Here is a 19,983-nt window from a genome sequence, read left to right on the forward strand (position 1 = left end):
TCATATAGCTTAATTTACTAGTACCAGTTCTTAAGCAAATTAAAAAGTCGTGGCTTATAACGCCACGACTTTTTATATTAATTCGTACTAATTCCTCTTGCCGCCCAAATACGATCGATATCAGCAGCGTGTTGTCCGCCATATAAAAGAGCATCTGCTTGCTTAATCGCTTTTGCTCCATCACTGAATTTAGAATTTGGCGTTAATGACCAATGTGATTGTAAAATAATTTTTGTTGCAACATCACGGCCAAAAGCTTGTGCCATCTCATATTGTCCTTGTGACCAAATTTCACCGTCAGCATGTACTTGATTTTTTATATCTTTCGGATACACTTTATTCGTATCTAATCGGCGTAAGCACGTTGGATCTGAACTAGAATAAGCCGCCGCATCCCACTCTCCAACACACGCTTTTCCGTAACCTGTAGTCGATACAGCATCTTCATAAGTAGCACCTAAGAAGTCACCAAATCCTTCTCCCATCGCTCCGCCTTCTAGTGAACTTCCAAACCCAGGAACTTGATTATCTTGAATTGAATGTCCATATTCATGCGCAATAATGCCAGCATCTTCTGCATCATCGACTCCTCCAGTACCGAAAGTTAAAGCCTTTGTTGATGGTGAATAAAATGAGTTATCAGCTGTTGTTCCATTTACATTTACTTTAATGGAACGATTGTTAATATTTTGAAAACCAAGACTTTGAATATAACGCTGCAATGTATCAATATGATAATACGACATCACATCTTCAAAGCTATCATTTGCACGTGTATAGTTGAATTGTAAGTTTGTAGATTTTGTTCTCGCTTTTGAAGATATCGTTACATACTCTCCAATTAAAAATCCTGTCCCATCTAAACCTTTTAACGTAACAGTTTTTAATTGATTCGTTAGCGCTGTTGAATCTGCATCGTTATTATCTTTTAATCCTGCTAAACTCCCACTTGATACGACAGGGTTAGGTAAAAATACTTTTCCTGTTCCTTCTACTTTTCGGTTTATATCCACCTTTTTAATTAACTTTCCATTTTCCGCATCAATAAATGTTTCCCATGCACCAAATGGATTATTAGAATGGACAACCACTTTATATACTGGACGAGCAATTCCCTCTTCAATAACGTATCCAAATTCTTTATCTGTAGGAGCCCATAAGTTTTGCTCACTTGCTTCTCCAACATACGCCATTGATTTTTGTATTGCATCTTTTTCACTAATTTTTTCCGTTACTTGCTTCACACCTGTAACAGGCTGATAATCAGAAACAGCAAGTACACCCTTTCCCTCTCCGTTTAGAGTTACTGTAATTTGATTTGAAAATACAGGTGCACCATTCACAACTTGTTGGAACCTAACATATGAAGCTACAGGCGTTTCTGTTGTAGAAATATATTGCAAGTCTGAAAGGTCTGGCTTTAATCCGTACTGATTGGCATTCCCTTTTAAATATTCAATAGCTTTTTTCTGTGGCGAATAAGCTTCCACCTTTACTTGTTTCTTTGTCTCTACTGCAGAAACAGTAGAAAGCGTCCCCATTACTAATGGCACAGTCATCGCCATTGCCACCATTTTTTTATTAAACATAGAACCACTCCCCCTAATAAAGTAGCCCAACCTTTTCCCATTACCACTAGGCAATCATTCTTTACAAAATGGATGGATAAAAATTGAATCTACGTTTAATTCTCTATGAACAATTCTATTACCTTTGTATTTATTACAGATGAAACTTTCTCAATAATTGCATGTAAAATGAAATAAATTTTTAAAAGAACCGTATGAAGAACAGACTTGTTTTTACCTAACGGTAGGTTGAAAATAAAAATAATTCATGATATGTTTTATGAAAGGAGGCGTTACAATGAGTAAAAGTGAAGAAACCTTCTCTTCAATTATGGATGTTAGTTACCGATTATTTGCTGAATACGGCATTGTTAAAACAACTTATACGATGATTGCTGAGGAAGTTGGGATTGCAAAACCATCTATATATTATTACTTTAAATCTAAAGATTCTTTAATTGAAGTTATCTTTACTGAATTATGCAAGGCTATGCAGTTTTCTGCGTTTTTCGATACAGAAGCATTTACGAAAGAAAATTTTGTTGAGAAATGTGTTGAAATTGGCTTTAAAATGATAGATGAACAGCTTAACGATCCATATTTTAATCGTGTGTTGCAAGAATATGTATTACTATCTTCAAGAAACGATATGTACAAAGAGCGATTACTAACTGTGCAAACAGAATATTTACAAGGATTTGAATCACTCCTTACAAAAGCAACTGAACTTCAATTAATTGAAAATAAAAACCTAGTTTCAAAAGCTCATATGTTAGCATTAGTGCTTGATAATATCGGGAATTTTATGATGTTACATGTAGATATGAATTATAAACAAATATGGATTGAGGCTGTAAACAGCATTTTTGAAAGAAGGGATTGAAGTGAATACAAAAAAGCGCATTATCGGATTGGATTTTGCTAGAGCTTTGGCGATGTTTGGTATGCTGCTTGTTAATTTTATGGTGATAACAGGTGCAGAAGGAAATGGTCCCCCATTTTTAATAACTTTCATGTCACTTTTTGAAGGTAGAGCTTCTGCCTTATTTGTTATACTTGCTGGAATTGGCATATCTTTAATGACTAGATCATCTGTTGCTAGCAATGAAAAAATAAAAATTTCTAATAGACGAAAAATCATATGGAAACGGGCACTATTCTTATTTATTTTAGGATTACTTTTATACGTAATGGAGTGGACTGGGGATATATTACACTACTACGGTGTTTACCTTTTCGTTGCTGCATTACTCATTACAGTACGAAAAAAAGCATTACTATTGTTATCTATTATTATCCTACTCTTGGCACAATCTCTTCAGCTTACTTTCAATACTTTCGAAGGTTGGGGAGGCCCTACTCCATTTATAAACTATGTAGACTTCTGGACAGTAAACGGTTTTCTTCGCAATCTATTCTTTAATGGTTATCACCCTTTTTTCCCTTGGTTTTCGTTCTTCTTAATCGGTATGATAATTGGCCGACTAGACCTTCATAATAGGAGAATTAGAAAGAGATTACTCTTTCTCGGTATTACAACCACAATATTGACAGAACTTTTATCAGAAGGACTTACCTACTACTTTATTCCATACATCGGCAAAGAGGCAGCTACATTTTTGTTTAATACAGGACCCATTTTACCAAATTTATTATACATTTTATCTGCTACTGGATCAGCCTTTTCTATATTAATAATTTGCCTCTATATCACTGAAAAATTTGAAAATAATTGGTTTGTTACTTCCATTGTACAAACCGGACAATTAACATTAACTCATTATGTAAGTCATGTATTTATCGGGATTGGGACATTAATTCTATTAAATAGAATGGAACATCAAACACTACTTTTTGTTTTATTATTTGCTACTGCATTTTTCATTTTCAGTATTTTGTTTAGCATATTATGGAGAAAGAAATTTTCTAGAGGACCTATCGAATGGATTATGAGGAAATTAGCTAGTTAATTTACCTTCATACAAAAAGGAAGTTGGAATCATTCCAACTTCCTTTTTTCTTTACTGAGCAGCACTTAATTTAATGCGGACTTTTGTCTCACCTAATGAAAGTTCATCGTCTTCATTCGTTAAGTGACCAAATGTAAATTGTTTAACGAGTAAGTTTTCTTCCAACAACTCTTTATGATTCGTTAATGTTTGCTTCAGCTCTTCCTCTGTATCAAGAATAACATCCACTCGTAAATTTACTGGTAAATTCAACTGCTTACGATATTCTTGAACGGCGCGAATAAACTCACGTGCTACTCCTTCTTGTAACAATTCTTCCGTTACATTTGTATCTAACATTACTGTATATTGTCCGTTAGTCGTATTAGAGAAGCCTGATTTTGCAACTTTTTCAACCATTACATCTTCAGCTGTTACAACTACTTCTTCTCCTGAGGCTGCTTCGTAAACTGCTCTTTCTGTAGATACAAAGTTTTGTACCTCGTCTTGTGATAATTGTTTTAGCCAACCATTTACTGCATTTACATTCTTACCGAACTTCGGTCCCGCCGTTTTAAAATTCAGCTTTAATTGATAGGATGTATACTTCGTTTCATCTAGTTCAACGTGGAACGATTTTACATTTAGTTCATCCATAACGATATCACGATAAGATTCCCAATCCATAACATTCTCGTTATGCTCCAGTAATACAAGTTCTGCTAACGGCTGTTTTACTTTTAAAGAATGTTGATTACGGTTACTTCTTCCAAGTTCAACAACTTGTAAAACAGCATCCATTTCCGCTTCTAATTTAGGCTGTAGTAACCTTTCATTTACAACTGGATAATCCTCTAAATGAACGCTACTTCCAGTTAAATTCAAATGAATATCTTCAGCGACAAACGGTGTAAATGGTGCAATTAGTTTACTAATTGTTACAAGCACTTCATGAAGTGTCTCATATGCAGCTGCTTTTTCAGCATTCATACCAGATTCCCAGAAACGATTACGTGATCGTCTTACGTACCAGTTACTTACTTCATCTACAAGCGCCGCGATTTCACGAGCTGCATTCGTAAATTGATAATCATCAAGCGCTGTTCTCACTTTTTTCGTTGTGCTATGCAATCTTGATAATACCCATTCATCTAATTTCGTCCGCTTTACATCATACGTTTCGTTCGGATTATACTCATCTAAATTTGCATATAAAACGTAGAAGCTATACACATTGACTAACGTATCTACAAATTTAGATTTTGCTTCCAGTACTGTTCTTTCAGAAAAACGCTTTGCATTCCACGGAGCACTGTCAACGAGTAGAGCCCATCTTAGAGCATCTGCACCAAACTTCTCTACTAAATCAACTGGATCTAGTGCATTCCCTTTACTTTTAGACATTTTCTGTCCTTCCTCATCTAGAACATGCCCTAGTGATAACACTCGTTTATACGGTACTTTTCCTGTATATAGTGCTGATACAGCTAATAAACTATAAAACCAGCCGCGTGTTTGATCAATTCCTTCTGCAATTACATCTGCTGGAAACTGTTCTTCAAATAACTCTTTATTTTCAAACGGATAATGATATTGCGCAAATGGCATGGAACCACTATCAAACCAAACATCAATTACTTCTGGTGTACGATTCATTGTACTTCCGCATTTTTCACAGCAAACTTGCACTTCATCTACATACGGCTTATGCAATTCTAAATCTTCCGGTGTTTCTTTCGTACTATGCTTTCTTAAATCAGCAATGCTTTTCGGTGCAAATTGATGATTGCAACTTTCACATTCCCAAACATTTAATGGTGTTCCCCAATATCTATTTCGGCTAATATTCCAGTCCACCATGTTTTCTAAAAACTTACCAAAGCGTCCATGTTTCATATGATCTGGATACCAAGTAACAGTATCGTTATTTTGTAAAAATGTTTCCTTAATTGCAGTCGTTCGGATTAACCAACTCTCTCCTGCATAATAAAGAAGCGGTGAATCACAACGCCAGCAATGCGGGTAACTATGTTCATACTTTTCTTTATGGTATAGTAAACCTTCCTTCGCTAAATAACGAACGATATCTACGTCACAATCTTTTACAAATTTACCTTTCAAAAATGGTACTGCTTCTGTATACTCACCTTTCTCATCTACAACATGTAAGAATGACAATCCTTCACTTTGAACGACTCTATAATCGTCTTCCCCATATGCTGGAGCGATATGAACAAGTCCAGTACCACTATCTGCCGTTACGAAATCTGCTCCGATTACACGGTAACCATTTGTAACTTCTTTCATTGGAAACGGTGCTGTATAAGAAGTATTTAATAATTCTTCCCCTTTATGAACAGATAGTACTTCATAGTTTTCTTTTAATACATCTTGTACACGTTCTTTCGCAACAATGTATACATGACCTTCTTGTTTCGCTTTAACGTATTCCATATTTGGATGTACAGCGAGTGCAACATTTGCTGGAAGTGTCCAAGGTGTTGTTGTCCAACCTAGGAAATATTCATTTTCACTACCTTTTACTTTAAACTTAACTGTTGCACTTAAATCTTTTACTGTTTTATACCCTTGTGCAACCTCATGTGAACTTAGTGAAGTTTGACAACTTGGGCAATATGGTGAAACTCTATGCCCTTTATACAATAATCCTTTTTCATGAATCGTCCCTAAAATATGCCATACACTTTCGATATATGGATTCTTTAACGTAACGTATGGATCATCCATATCTACCCAATAACCGATACTTTCAGTGAATTCACGCCACTGCTTCTCGTATGTGAATACACTCTCTTTACACTTCTTAATAAATGGCTCAATTCCATACTCTTCGATTTCATGTCTACCAGAAATACCGAGTTGCTTCTCAACACCTAATTCTACAGGCAAACCGTGTGTATCCCATCCCGCTTTTCTTAATACTTTATAACCAGCCATCGTTTTATATCTTGCTACTACATCTTTAATTGTTCGTCCAAGTGCATGACCTACATGCGGTAGTCCGTTCGCCGTTGGTGGTCCTTCATAAAACACAAAAGATTGTGCGCCTTCTCGATTCTGAATTGATTGCTCAAAAATGCTTTGCTCGTTCCACTGTTTACGAATACGTGTTTCTCTCCCTACAGCTGACTCTTTTACATCTACTTTCTTCATCTACAATCACTCCTTTGAATATTTTAAAGCACACAAAAAACCCGTCCCTATGAAGTAGGGACGGGTTTACCCGCGATACCACCCTAATTCTATTAGCTCTTCACTAATAGCACTTAGCAACGTACTATCATACGTGTTCTTTGTAACGGTAGACATCCGTCCGGGCTTACTCACTTTCAGCCTCGGCTCCTCGGAGATGATTTTCAAATAACGTCTGCACACCGGCTTTCAGCAATATACCGGCTCTCTGGGGAACAGTACACTATTTTACTCTTTCTCGTCTTCAGATTTGTATACTTTGTTAAAAGCTATTCTATTCCATCGGGCAATAAATTGTCAACTAATTCAAAATATATTTTTACTCTTTTTCCCTATTCGTATACAATTACTTTTCAAATTCTCGCAATGCTGCTAAGTTTTCATCATCCTCGATAAGTTCAGCGAAAAATCCTGACTCATCCTCACGAAGTACAATTTCAAGCTCTTCTTTCGCCTCTTCCATTCTGTTTAACTGTGCTAAATAACAAGCACGATCGTATCTTGCTAACAAATCACTCTCATCAATTGTTAATACTTCATTTGTTATTTTTTCTGCCTTTATCGTTTGTCCGGCACCATGATACGAAGATGCTAAAGAAAGAAGAATTGCAGTTTCATTTGGATGGTGTATAGAAGCATTTTTCAATACATGAATTGCCTCTTCAAACCTTTCTTGACTTTGATACATTTCTCCTAAAGTAAGAAACGCTCTACTTACAAACGGCGTTTGCTCCGTTAATTGTAAGGTAATCTTTTCTGCTTTTCTTACTTCCCCTGCTTTAAAGTAGACTTGTGCTTGCAGAAGAAGGGTATCATAATCATCTGGTAACTCTCGAACCATTTGCTTTGTTAATTCCGAAGCATCTCGTAACATATCTTCTTCCTCACACTCTATGAAAAGATTTACAAGTTGCTTCGCTACATCGTAATCCCATTTATGTTCTAACGATGTTTGCAATACATCTCTTGCCTCTTTATACATCGCCACATTCTCGTAAAATAGTGCAAATCGCTGCGCTGCCATACTATTTTTCGAATTTAACTTTAAGGAAATTTCATATAAATCAATGATTGTAGTAATAATCGAAATTTCTTTCGCACGGTTTTTCATACGATAAAAAGCTCTCGTAAATATGGATTTTTTCGGCTGTTCATTTTGTTGACGTTCAATCCATCTTTCTGTAACCGCAGATGCAGCATACATAAATGCCATACTTCTTTCTACTTTTTTCACTTTTAATGTATGAAGAAAATCTCGTATGTTAGACAATTTCTTATGTTGTTCTGTCGCTTTTACATATACATCAAATATACGTTCATTCTTTACATCTTTTTGTATCACTTTCATTGCAATTTCAATCGCTTTTGCATTTCTATTTTTCACTAATACTTTTGCATAATGATATAGAACTTCTGTATGCTCACCATCTACTTGTAGTGCTTCTTCAATCTGCGCTTGTTCTTTATCTATTTCATCCATCGCTCCATATACGTAGGCAATCGCATCTAATCGCCATATTTCAGGTACTTCGTCTGCTAATTGTTCCAGTTCAGTCAGTAACTCTTCCTGAAGATTCATCTCTACTGAAAGCTGTGCCAAATATTCCATATTAATATGCAGCGGCTCTTCTTTCATTGCCTGAACCATATGACTTTGTTCTTTAGAGCGGTTTTCTTCTTTTTCGTATATTTCTGCAAGCTGTAAATGTACACCTACGAAATTCCCATCAAGCTCTAAACATGTTTCATACGCTTGTTTTGCTTCCACCAATTGCCCTAATGCCATAAGTGTTTCACCAATTCGGTAATAAGGTAATGCTGTTGCCTTTTGTTCTATCGCCTGATTATATCTTTTCATCGCTTGGCCGTACTGCCCAATAGATTCATATAAAATACCTGTATAACAACCGAATTCACTTACTTCATTTCTTTCTTTGTGTAGCGTTCTTAAAAATGCTATCCCTCGTTGTACAAATACAGTTCCTTTAATTCGATTCACATATTCATCTAACGCACTTGCTACATTATATTCGCTCTGCTTTATACCACTCTCTAACTTAGACAACGCTACTTTAAACCCTTCTTCATTTCCACCAAGTTCAACCTCAGCATCCCATAAAACCATTCCCGCATTCATATGAAAATCTTGACTCTTTTCAATTTGTTTTTCAATACCGAGAATATATTCTTTTGCTTCCATGTATTGCTCTCTTGCCATATAAACTTGTGTAAGTCCGAAATGAGAATAAACATCCTCATCATTTTCTTCTAAAGCACGCTTATACAATACTTCTGCTTCTTCCAGACTATCATTTTGAAAGTGATAATCACCTAATTTTACGTATAGAGGTGCTTTATCATCACAATTCTCAATACCTTTTGATAAAATTTCTTTCGTACTTTCCTCATCCTTCAAATCAGATTCGTATATTTCCGAAAGTTTCGTATAAATGTAAGGTGCATTGCTATCCAAATGAATCGCTATTTTAAGCCCTTTTATCGCTAAATATAATTTCCCTAAATGATGCGCACATCTCGCTCGCTCATACCATACATGTGCTTCATTTTTATACTCTTTTAACAGATCGTTAAAGATTTCATACGCTTCTTCATATCTTTCTAAATCTATTAATATTAACCCGTGATTCGTTAAAGTGAATCTTTCTGGACTACGTTCTAAAGCAACTTGAGAAAACTGCAATGCCTTTTCAGATTGATCGATATACATATATGATAATGCGAGAAAACTCCAAGCAATCGGCTGATCTGCATCTAATTGTAATGAGGAACGAAAACTTGAAATTGCTTCTATATAACTTTCCTGTTCAAAAGCATATCTTCCGTTTATTAAATGATATAAAGCACGATTATTTTTCTTCTCAACACTCGCGAGCATTTGCCCTGCTTTTTCTAATTCTTGAAGGCGAATAAAGCACTGCGCACCATGTAATTTAACAAAATCTGAGTTCGGAAACCTCTCCATTAACTTTTCAATACAAGATAAAATAAACTTATTATCTACTTCAACATCTAAATGTTTAATCGTATATAACCACGTATTCGGATTATCACTCGTCTCTTTTAAAAACTGTACTAAGCTATGAATCCCATCTTTATCTTGTTCATCTAAATGATCCGTTAAAGAAAAAATGGATTTAAAATAATGATTTTCTTCTTCATTTAAAAATGATAATTGTTCCTTCTTTTCTTTCGGAACAAACGTAATCGCTAAACAACCTGTATAACGATATTTTTCTTGTAACTTACTATATTCCACAATAACTGGTTCTATAAAGTTCGGATCTTGAACATAAAAAGCTTGTAACGTATCATCATATCCAGCTAGCACTTGCACATGTGAAGCATGCTCAATATCTATACTTAATAAAACGGGAATCGCCTGATCTAGCAGTCTCTTATAATTTTCCACATTCCCTTTAAAATAACGATATTCATAACCTAATTCTTCTAAATAAGAAACAGTATCTGAAAACTTCGAGCCAGTCATATCAAAAATAAACTCTGCTATTTCATCTTGTGTACGTTTTTCTCCCCATAACTGCAACATCATTTCTAAACTTGTCGGCACACAATAATTATCCTTTTGTACAATTGGAACTATAGGTAAGTGAACCTTTTTTCCATCTGGATTTTTTTCTAAATTATGATATAAAGACTCTTTTAAACTTTTTTCTTCTTTTAATAACTGTTGTAAATCTACAAGTTTATTCATTTTGTAAAACGCTTCTGCACGTAAATGTACAAAATAAGCTTTATAAGCATGATAAGGGAGCTGATTATTTATATTATCTATTACCGCTAACATCTCTTCATACTTCTCTAAATCTAATAAATATTTTACCTTTTCAAAATGAAAATATGGTACTTGCGGGAACTTTACAATCGCATCATCAATTAGCTGTAATGCACGTTTTTGTTCTCCTTTATTCGCATATAACTGTGATAATAAATAGGTAGATAACTCTTCACAATCTTTATGCTGCATGCCAGCTATAAATTGTTCTTCTGCTTTCTCCCATTCACCTGTATGCATATAGACGTAGCCCCATTTATCAAATACAGCACGTGCACTGTACTCTTCTGCCTTTTTCATATAAAAAAGGGCTTCTTCATTTCGTTTCATTTCTAGCAAACATCGTACTAACGTAAAATATGTTTTCGCTAAAAGATCAACTTTTATTTCTTCTTTATTTACCTCTTCTAACGAATCTTTTAACAACTGTTCTACTTCAAGTATTTTCCGCTCATCGATTAACTCATCACAATATAAAGAGAGCGTTCTCATATTTGGGAATTTTTTATATGCATAGCGAATGAGGAATGAACTGTATTGGTGCATAAGCCCTTCATCAGTAAGACGTATTAATATATCAAACTCTTTATGTGAAGGAATATTAGCAAGCCAATTCTTCAAATAAGATAAAGTATTCTTTTCTTTTATATATGAAATTTCATTATTTATTTCCTGTAATCCATCTATAAATCTCTTGTCTTTCAAACAAGCATCTAACTGCTTAAAATCTAGCATGTATTCACCTCGAATATTTATTTAAACTGCTACTTGCTTAGATTTTACACATCATATAGTAGGTATTCAACTAAAATCACTTATAATGAGTGGTATTAATTAATATTATTCAAATTTATAACAAAATATAGTAAAAATGATTGTTTTTCTCTGTATTTTGTTTGATTATATGTAATAACGTAACATGTGGATCTTATCTTTCGAAAGGTGAACTCTGTACATAAAATTATATCGGCGATAATTCAAATATATCAGCGATTATATGTCGAATATCGACATTCAGCGACATTTTTCATCGTATTACTACCCTTTAACATACTATTTCACCAAATGTAATTTTCATATTCGGAGCGTATACTAAAGAGGAATGTAAATGATATGCTTTAAAAAATCGTAGTTCAGCTTCATATTGAGCTAGCGCATCATCATATGTTAATTCCCTGGCCATTAAACGTTCTATAAATTGCTGTTTATCTCCTGGATTGCCCGCTATTCCCTCTTCTTTTAAAGAATGATACAAATCGTTTTTATCTTTGTAATGTATATTAGCGTCTAAAAAATTCACTTTATCACTCACTCGACACTCAATATTTTTCACACCTAATTCACTTAAATACATCGGTATTTTCATGCCGATATTGCCATCTTTACCGTTTCTCTTCGTATCACATTCAAATAATTTTTGCAAAATACCTAGCTGAATAATTTCCGATTGCTCCTCCCCATCTAACACGTATGAAGACATATTTGAAATCCAATGTGGTTCAAAACAGATTATTTTTCCGCCCTTTTTAACTGAATGCATCATTTTTTGTAGCATCGTTTTTGGTGAACTCATATGTAACAAGAAAGCATGACAAATTGCCATATCGTATGTATTGTTCAATTCAATTTCTGTAGCATCTCCCTCAATAAATTCTGATTCATATGGGAGTAAACGAAACAACTCTCTCGCTTCCGCTATTAATGTTTTTCCACTATCAATGCCTGTATACTTGGATCCTTTTGGAAGTAATGGCATTAATATTAAGCCTAAATAACCATATCCACAACCGTAATCAACGATATGTACTGGCTTAGTGATCTTCCAAACTGTATTTACTAAAAAGCTTACATAATCGTCATTGTAATATAAGTCTCTTGTGTTTTTTAAATATGTTAGTTTACTGTTCCAATCGTACGTTTCCAAGTTGAACGCCTCCTTTTATATACAAAACTACAGTTCTCTATATAATAGCCGTATTCCTACGTCATTCCTAAAATTTCAAAGCAAAAAAGCTAGTGTATTTTAAAGATACGCTAGCTTTTAATTCGGAAGAAAGGTAGATAACTAGAAGTTTAATTCGAACAATCACAATCTAAACAATCCGTACAGTCTACATCACCACAATCTGATTTTCTCTTTCTTTTGTTTCTTTTAAGATAATAATACAGCAGCCAAATCAGTAGTGCGCAAATAACAAAAGCTATTATTGCTTCTGTATACTTGTTTTGAATTATAAAACCGATTCCACTTCCGCCTGAAATAAAAATTAGAATTAAGTAAACCCAGAACATTTATGTAAATACCTCCGTTACTATATACCTTAAGATAATATCCATATAACACTAGACGAAATGGATAACCCCATACCATTACCGCTTAATACACCGGTAGTTACTCTTAGCAAATTTGTGCTGCTTCTCCGTTTCCACTTTTGGGTGAAACCATCAATGAGTAACGGAATTTGAGCAGAAAATGATAGTATGATTGCCAAAAGAAATGAAGGGGTTATATAAAAATAAATTGGAAACATTAAAATACCGATAAGCATGCCTGTACAACGCGCACATAAAGGTATGTACTTTTGTAGTTTAAGGAAACTTCTTTCCGCTCTTCTATGACAAGGAATTTGCAAAATTAAAGTTCGGATCAATATGAATCACCCTCTCTAAAAAGATTTTAATTGATTTTGCAAAAGAATTATATATCTAATAAAAAAACAAACCAGGTTCATACTAAAACCGGTTTGTCAGTTTACTACTATGCTACATCTCCTCAGGAGCATCCACCCCAAGTAAACGTAATCCTTCTTTTAATACAACCGTCACAGCATACACTAATGCCAGTCTGCTATCTTTCTCTTCGCTCTCTTCCAATATACGCACATTTCCATAATATTTATTAAACGATTGTGCTACATCTAATACGTATTTCGAAATGATTGATGGCTCATTTTTGGTGAAGGCTGCTTCAATTATTTGCGGGAATTTGTTTAGTAATTTTACGACACTCCAACTATGATCATCTTTTAATACAAACGTACACGTTTCAAATTCTACACTTTCTTTTCTTAAAATAGAGCAAGCACGTGCATGTGTGTACTGGACATATGGGCCTGTTTCACCTTCAAATTTCAGCATGTTTTCTAATAAAAATTCGATATTGTGCATACGTTCGTTTTTTAAATCGTGGAAGATGACTGCACCAACACCGACTTGCTTTGCTACTTCTTCTTTTTGCTTTAAGTTTGGATTTTTCTCTTCAATATTTTGTTTTGCAAGTTCGATTGCTTCCTCAAGTACCTCTTCAAGTAAAATAACTCTCCCTTTACGTGTCGACATTTTCTTACCATCTTTTAAAATGAACCCAAACGGTACATGTTCCATTCCATCAACCCAAGTATATCCAAGCTTTTTTAATACAGTGAAAAATTGATTGAAATGTAAACTTTGTTCCGGGCCAACTACATATAATGCTTTATCAAATGCGTATGTGTTTTGACGATATAACGCTGCTGTTAAGTCACGCGTTGCGTAAATAGTCGCACCATCTGATTTTCTAATTAAGCAAGGCGGCATTCCCTCTTCTTCTAAATTAACAACTAATGCACCTTCTGACTCTTCAAGCAAATCATGTTCCTCTAAAATCCCAATAAAGTCTTCCATTAAATTATTATAAAAAGCTTCTCCTTGATAATTAGTAAATTCAACACCGAGAAGTTCATAAATACGAGAAAATTCTTTTAAGGATTCGTGACGGAACCAATTCCAAAGCTCAACTGCTTCTTCATCACCTTCTTCTAATTTCTTAAACCAAGCGCGTCCATCTTCTTCTAGTTCTTCGTCGTCTTTTACCTCTTCATGGAATTGAACATATAACTTAAATAGTTCACGTATTGGATCCTCTTTAACTACTGCTTCATTTCCCCATTTTTTATAGGCGGTAATTAACTTTCCAAACTGTGTTCCCCAATCCCCAATATAATTAATTCCTACAACTTCATAGCCACATTTTTCAGCGATATGTTTCAGGGAATTTCCAATCATTGTAGAACGTAAATGCCCCATCGAAAAAGGCTTCGCGATATTTGGAGAGGAATAATCGATAACGACCGTTTTTTCACAGCCAATGTGATTTTGGCCGTACTCTTCTTTCTCCGCTAAAACCGTTTTTAATACTGCATCACTTACAGTTTCACGATTAAAAAATACATTTACGTAAGGACCAACAGCCTCTGTTTTCGTAAAGAACGGGTCACTTAATTTCTCCGTAACTTCCTTTGCGATTAAAGCTGGTGATTTTTTATATTGCTTCGCAAGTGAAAAACATGGGAACGCTGCATCTCCAAAATCATCTTGTTTCGGTGTTTCAATTAATTCTAAAATTTGGTTTTGCGTTAATTCATCCTTTAAAATACTGGATAAACTTTTCGCAAAATGCGTGTTATAATCCATGAAATAACCTCCTTATTTTTTAAAACACAAAAAACTCGTCTCTAAAAAAGAGACGAGTTTTAACCCGTGGTACCACCCTTGTTGTTCATTACAAACCACTTTCCCGTTTATAACGAGGACAGGGGGCCTCGGCTTACTCTACTATTCGTTCAAGAAGCATCTCCGAAGTGCGCTTCATCTTTTTCTTCCGCACTAGGCTCACACCATCCCTAGCTCGCTTTCCGTCTAAAAAAGACTACTCTCTTCATCACAGACAGTATATTTAATTAATTATTGCTTATTATACATCTTTTCAAACAATTAGCAAAGGTCAATTACACCAAAGTGAAACTTAGCACTTTTTCTTTTGTATACGTGAAAATTATGTTTTTCAAATCTAGAACTACGGAAATGATCTTTCAGAACGACACGCTTTCTCGCCACACGCTTCGCTTCCGCAATTGTTTCGTCAGTAATATCATGATACAAAGCGAAGTGTTTTAACCCTTTTATTCCATCTGATTCTATGACAGTTTCTTCAAACATTGGATCCAGATAAACAACATCATAACTATTATCCTCACATTGTTTTAAAAACTCAAAATGCCCCGTTTGCTTTACATTAATTCGTTGCATTGCTTCATCAATTTCAGAAACGGATGAAGACCATGTTTGCAAACCATTTCCCATGATGTAAGCCATATATTCATTGCCTTCAAGTCCTGTTACTTTTCCGCTTTCACCAACAATATAACTAGCTACAATACTATCTGATGCCATACCGAGCGTACAATCTAACACTGTCATTCCGCTCTCTAATTTAGCAGCTTGTACAAATGGATCGTGTTCTCCGCGCATTAACCTTTTCACACGAAACATCGCTGAGTTTGGATGAAAGAAAAACGACTCTTCCGTACCTTTTGGATAAATAGCTAATCGGTTTTTGCCCACAACAAGTATATCTTGTTCATACTGCTCATGCAGTGTATGTACTGGTATGTCATTACGTTTAACGAAAGAACTATTTAATTCTGCTGCTACCTTATTTGCATAATCTGTCATTTCTTTGTTTGTTCTTCCTGCTGTTGTTACTATCATTGTTTCACCTCTATATAAAGAAAAGAGGGAGATTTACTCTCCCCCTTCTTTAGCAATTCTTTTCGAAAGCTTGTTCTAAGTTCGTAATAATTTCGTCCATAGTTGCACCTTCAATTTCATGACGGTGAATGAAGTGAACAACTTCTTTTCCTTTTAATAATGCCATTGATGGTGAAGATGGAGGAATTTCTCCGAAGTATTCACGCATTTTTGCAGTAGCATCTTTATCTTGACCTGCGAATACAGTTACAAGATGATCAGGTTGTTTTTCAGCACGAACAACTGCTTGACCTGCTGATGGACGTGCTAAACCAGCTGCACAACCACAAACAGAGTTTACAACTACTAAAGTTGTGCCTGCCGTGTTTTCCATAAATTCTGTTACAGCTTCTTCTGTAGTTAACTCTTCAAATCCAGAACGTACTAATTCTTGGCGCATTGGAATTACCATTTGGCGCATGTATTCTTCATAAGCATTTGACATCTTGTAATCTCTCCTTCAACTTTCATTCCAAGTTCATCATATCACGCTCTATTAATAGGTGCAAAAGAAACATAACGATGATTTCATTTTTTTGAAGGGATTTCACAAACCCCTTCACGGCAATGTCCAACTGGGACAAGTTTTCTATTGTTAGCGATATAATCGTATACTTTACTTCCAAATCCAAGTACGATAGATAGCTTTATAAAAGGCACTGCAAACCAATAAGATGGAACAGCCTTTGCTAATACATGTATGCTATGAATTCCGTCATACCACTTACTATTTTTTAAAATATACAACCTTTGTTCCATCTTACTTTGTAGTTCTTGAGAAATTTCATACCTCTCAACTATATCTTCATCTCGAAATGAAACAAATTTCATCTTACCCTTTTTATCTAGTTTTTTCGTACGATCTGCAACCGCCGTACACATCGGACACCAACTATCATAGAAAACAATCATACATTATTCCCCTTTACGAGACTCCGTCATTTGTTTCCATACAGAACCTTTTGCTTCTTCTCCGCCCTCAATACGCTCTAATGCTAGACGCGCTTGCATTGCTACTTCAAACTCTGGATCATCTTGCGCTGCTTTTAATGCTGGAATCGCACTTTCATCTCCAAGTTCAAATAAGAACATCGCTGCACGCCAGCGTACTAATTTACTTGGATCTTTCAGAGATTTAATCATAACGAACATCGCTGCTGGGTCACCTACGTCTGATAAGCAATCGCCCGCTGTACGGCGTACACTTACTGAACGATCTAATAGTGCTTTATATAATAACGGTAATACTTCATCACCTTTTACCATACCTAAATATGCTGTTGCTAAACGACGGATTGAAACTTTTTCATCATCTAACGCCATCTTCAACACTGGAATATCGTCTTCTGTAGGATCCATTTGTTCTAATGCTGCAAAACGGTTTTTCCAGTCAGCATCTTTCATCATCTCTTCTGTTACTTTATATGGCTCACGCCTTTGAATCGTTACTTCAACAGCCCCTGCCTGATTTAATAATTCTGTAACCGTTTCATTTACACGTTCTTCTGAATAAGCAGCAACAATTTCTTCTACTACTTCTTTCCCGATTTCTTCAAAATTACCGTAACGTGTACTTTGTTCCACCCATTTACGTTCTTTTACAACGTTTGGTGCAGACATTTGAACTTTCATAATTGATTCTTTAAAACGATCTGGTAAACCAACACGTTCTTCCGTCGTTCCATCTGTTAACTTTACTTGCATGGGAATTGTAAAGAACATTTGAACAAACACTTTCACTTCTCCAAAATGAGCAAGTTGTTGTTCTTCACTTTCTTCTACTACTTCTTCGCCGAAAACAGCACGAACTTGTTGTAATAAAACTTTCCAGTCATACTTTGCATTTCGCTCCACCGCTAAAAAGTCGGCTACATGATATACACCTTTAATGCCTTCAATTTTCAAAATTTCTTGCACTTGCATTGGCGCTTGTTCTTTATTTTCATTTGTATAATTATTACGCGCTCCCGATGGTAATACTTCATTCAAAATAACTTTCATTGTATTTGGACTTGGCGTCGGTTCAATTGCTTTAATCTTCACGTAAAAAACTCTCCTTTATTGCGTGTTCTTAGGTGTATTGTAACATGTTCCACCTCTCTAAACCTACTCGGATGCTTTATCTTGCTGATTTCTTTCCATCATCATACTTTTTCATTCTTTCTCTTTCCACCTAATTCCCCCAAACCATTGTTTAAAGTCCTCTCTTATTGCGATGCGCCCTCCCGTCTTCTCTCCAAAAAGGTAATACTCTCAATCATAACTTCCGTTCTATATATTCTCTTTCCTTGTTCATCGTCGTAATTACTCGTATGAATACGCCCTGTAATCCCAACAAGAGACCCCTTCGTACAATATTCAGTTACATTCTCAGCCGATTTTCGCCAAACGACACAATTAATAAAATCTACTTGTTGCTCACCTAAACTATTTCGAAAACCTCTATTCACCGCAACACATACTCGTGCATAAGCGACGCCTTGCTTTGTGTAGTATAATTCTGGCTCCTTTGTCAATCTACCGATTAATACAACTCGATTCATCATAAGTTATACCACCTCACATATTTTTCTTCATTGTAAAGAAAAATGTGTGGAGGGTAAAAAGTGTAAAATAATATATTTTATAGTAAAAAAATTATTTCATATCTTATAAAAACAAAAAAGAAACCTAACATATTATAAACATGTAAGGTTTCAAAAAATTATACTTCACTGCAGGATATGTAATATCCTCCGCGAGCCATCTTTATTTCAACACGGTACAATACACTTCCTAAATAAAAAGTAATCGATTTTACTTTACTCTCAAATTTAAGTTGTTCATTACATTCAGCTGCATACCCTACGATAGCTGAAGTAATAACTTCCGATGATGGATACGTTAAAGCTTCATCTAGTTCTATGAAAAAACTTTTAGAAAATAGTTTTTTCATAATCCCTTTTTTCTCTTTCATCATATTCCATCCCCTTCAATTTAAAGTTATTAACATCCATATTATACCACATCATCAATTTATCTTTGAAAATAAAAAAATCCTGCATTTTTCATGCAGGATTTTTTTATTAGTCATTTTTCGTAAAGTATGAAACGAAACGAAGAATTTCTAAGTATAACCAAACTAATGTAAGCATTAGTCCCATCGCAGTGTACCACTCCATATATTTCGGAGCTTGACTACGTACACCATTTTCGATTAAATCGAAATCTAGTAATAAGTTTAATGCAGCAACTACGATAACAACTGCACTAATAATAATACCGATTGTACCGCCTTGGTGAATGTACGGAACAGTCACACCAAACATGTTTAGTAGAAATACGACTAAATACATAACCATAATTCCAAGTGTTGCTGCCATCACGCCTGTACGGAATTTATCCGTTACCTTTACTACGCGTGTTGCATATAACACTAACATTGCAAATAGAATTGAGATTGTTAGTAATACAGCATTTAAAACGATAGAATCGCCAAATTTCATTGTATAAACTGCTGAAATACTACCTAATACAACCCCTTCTACTGCTGCATAGATCGGTGCACCAAAAGGTGAAATACGCGGGAAGAACATAGATGCAAATGCGATGATTGCTGCAACTACTAATGCACCAATTAACACCGGCATTTTCATCGTGCCCTGCACCATCTGTATGTATGAATAGACAGACGTTGCAAGTAGCAAGATAAGCATAATGAACGTTTTGCCTACTGTTCCGCCAATCGTCATCGCAGAAGCGCTTGCTCCCTCTTTACGAAATGCCTCTTTTTTCAACATTGGATTAGATGTTCTCATTTTTTCCCTCCTAAAATAGGTTCTACCAATAGTGTAAAGTTTTTCTCTTTACTTTTCAATATATGCAGCTTGTT

General features: G+C 35.1%; 16 protein-coding genes and 2 other annotated features. Of the genes, 2 read left to right on the forward strand and 14 right to left on the reverse strand.

From position 1 onward, the window contains the following. Positions 1 to 77: 77 nt before the first annotated feature. Positions 78 to 1,589 carry a M36 family metallopeptidase gene (locus V7S50_RS19230; RefSeq protein WP_242251766.1) on the reverse strand — a complete coding sequence of 504 codons (1,512 nt, stop codon included), beginning with the start codon at positions 1,587 to 1,589 and terminating at the stop codon, positions 78 to 80. 277 nt (positions 1,590 to 1,866) lie between these two features. Between V7S50_RS19230 and V7S50_RS19235 the strand changes: the two genes are divergently transcribed. Together V7S50_RS19235 and V7S50_RS19240 are read left to right on the forward strand one after the other, a co-directional pair. After that, a complete protein-coding gene (locus V7S50_RS19235) occupies positions 1,867 to 2,451 on the forward strand; it encodes a TetR/AcrR family transcriptional regulator (RefSeq protein ID WP_242251763.1) in 585 nt (194 codons plus the stop codon). A gap of 1 nt (position 2,452) precedes the next feature. Further along, a complete protein-coding gene (locus V7S50_RS19240; protein ID WP_242251762.1) occupies positions 2,453 to 3,538 on the forward strand; it encodes a DUF418 domain-containing protein in 1,086 nt (361 codons plus the stop codon). Between the two features lie 51 nt (positions 3,539 to 3,589). Here the strand turns inward: V7S50_RS19240 and ileS are convergent, their stop codons facing one another. The 13 genes from ileS to V7S50_RS19305 all read right to left on the reverse strand — a co-directional run bounded on the left by ileS (position 3,590) and on the right by V7S50_RS19305 (position 19,909). Beyond that, a complete protein-coding gene (gene ileS, locus V7S50_RS19245; protein WP_242251760.1) occupies positions 3,590 to 6,691 on the reverse strand; it encodes an isoleucine--tRNA ligase in 3,102 nt (1,033 codons plus the stop codon). Between the two features lie 53 nt (positions 6,692 to 6,744). Then, positions 6,745 to 6,984: a binding site (T-box leader), on the reverse strand. A 92-nt stretch (positions 6,985 to 7,076) separates the two neighbouring features. Continuing rightward, positions 7,077 to 11,279, reverse strand: a complete 4,203-nt coding sequence (locus V7S50_RS19250) for a bacteriocin-processing peptidase family protein (protein ID WP_242251758.1) — start codon at positions 11,277 to 11,279, stop codon at positions 7,077 to 7,079. 310 nt (positions 11,280 to 11,589) lie between these two features. Beyond that, positions 11,590 to 12,468, reverse strand: coding sequence for a class I SAM-dependent methyltransferase (locus tag V7S50_RS19255; RefSeq protein WP_242251757.1), 879 nt, complete (start codon positions 12,466 to 12,468; stop codon positions 11,590 to 11,592). Positions 12,469 to 12,617: 149 nt separating this feature from the next. Continuing rightward, the gene (locus V7S50_RS19260; protein WP_242251756.1) at positions 12,618 to 12,836 is read right to left on the reverse strand and encodes a hypothetical protein; all 219 of its coding nucleotides are present in this window, start codon (positions 12,834 to 12,836) and stop codon (positions 12,618 to 12,620) included. A gap of 29 nt (positions 12,837 to 12,865) precedes the next feature. Continuing rightward, positions 12,866 to 13,195 carry a DUF2085 domain-containing protein gene (locus V7S50_RS19265; protein ID WP_242251755.1) on the reverse strand — a complete coding sequence of 110 codons (330 nt, stop codon included), beginning with the start codon at positions 13,193 to 13,195 and terminating at the stop codon, positions 12,866 to 12,868. Positions 13,196 to 13,307: 112 nt separating this feature from the next. Next, the gene (gene argS, locus V7S50_RS19270) at positions 13,308 to 14,996 is read right to left on the reverse strand and encodes an arginine--tRNA ligase (RefSeq protein ID WP_242251754.1); all 1,689 of its coding nucleotides are present in this window, start codon (positions 14,994 to 14,996) and stop codon (positions 13,308 to 13,310) included. Between the two features lie 45 nt (positions 14,997 to 15,041). Then, positions 15,042 to 15,256 (reverse strand) — a binding site (T-box leader). 40 nt (positions 15,257 to 15,296) lie between these two features. Further along, positions 15,297 to 16,073 carry a class I SAM-dependent methyltransferase gene (locus tag V7S50_RS19275; protein ID WP_242251751.1) on the reverse strand — a complete coding sequence of 259 codons (777 nt, stop codon included), beginning with the start codon at positions 16,071 to 16,073 and terminating at the stop codon, positions 15,297 to 15,299. Positions 16,074 to 16,122: 49 nt separating this feature from the next. Further along, a complete protein-coding gene (locus tag V7S50_RS19280) occupies positions 16,123 to 16,557 on the reverse strand; it encodes a BrxA/BrxB family bacilliredoxin (RefSeq protein ID WP_000063705.1) in 435 nt (144 codons plus the stop codon). 83 nt (positions 16,558 to 16,640) lie between these two features. Further along, positions 16,641 to 17,024 (reverse strand): thiol-disulfide oxidoreductase DCC family protein, encoded by a 384-nt coding sequence (locus V7S50_RS19285; protein ID WP_063223264.1) that lies wholly within the window; start codon positions 17,022 to 17,024, stop codon positions 16,641 to 16,643. A 3-nt stretch (positions 17,025 to 17,027) separates the two neighbouring features. Then, on the reverse strand, positions 17,028 to 18,155 hold the full coding sequence (locus V7S50_RS19290) for a conserved virulence factor C family protein (protein ID WP_242251749.1): 1,128 nt from the start codon (positions 18,153 to 18,155) through the stop codon (positions 17,028 to 17,030). A 164-nt stretch (positions 18,156 to 18,319) separates the two neighbouring features. Further along, entirely contained in the window at positions 18,320 to 18,658 is a 339-nt protein-coding gene (locus tag V7S50_RS19295; protein ID WP_098264272.1) for a single-stranded DNA-binding protein, read from the reverse strand. A 158-nt stretch (positions 18,659 to 18,816) separates the two neighbouring features. After that, complete coding sequence (locus tag V7S50_RS19300) at positions 18,817 to 19,071, reverse strand: DUF4318 domain-containing protein (RefSeq protein ID WP_242251748.1); 255 nt, start codon at positions 19,069 to 19,071, stop codon at positions 18,817 to 18,819. A 106-nt stretch (positions 19,072 to 19,177) separates the two neighbouring features. Beyond that, the gene (locus V7S50_RS19305) at positions 19,178 to 19,909 is read right to left on the reverse strand and encodes a Bax inhibitor-1/YccA family protein (protein ID WP_242251746.1); all 732 of its coding nucleotides are present in this window, start codon (positions 19,907 to 19,909) and stop codon (positions 19,178 to 19,180) included. Between the last annotated feature and the right edge of the window lie 74 nt (positions 19,910 to 19,983).

Origin of the sequence: Bacillus sp. CCNWLW194 (assembly GCF_037120585.1) — a bacterium.
Lineage (GTDB): Bacteria > Bacillota > Bacilli > Bacillales > Bacillaceae_G > Bacillus_A > Bacillus_A basilensis.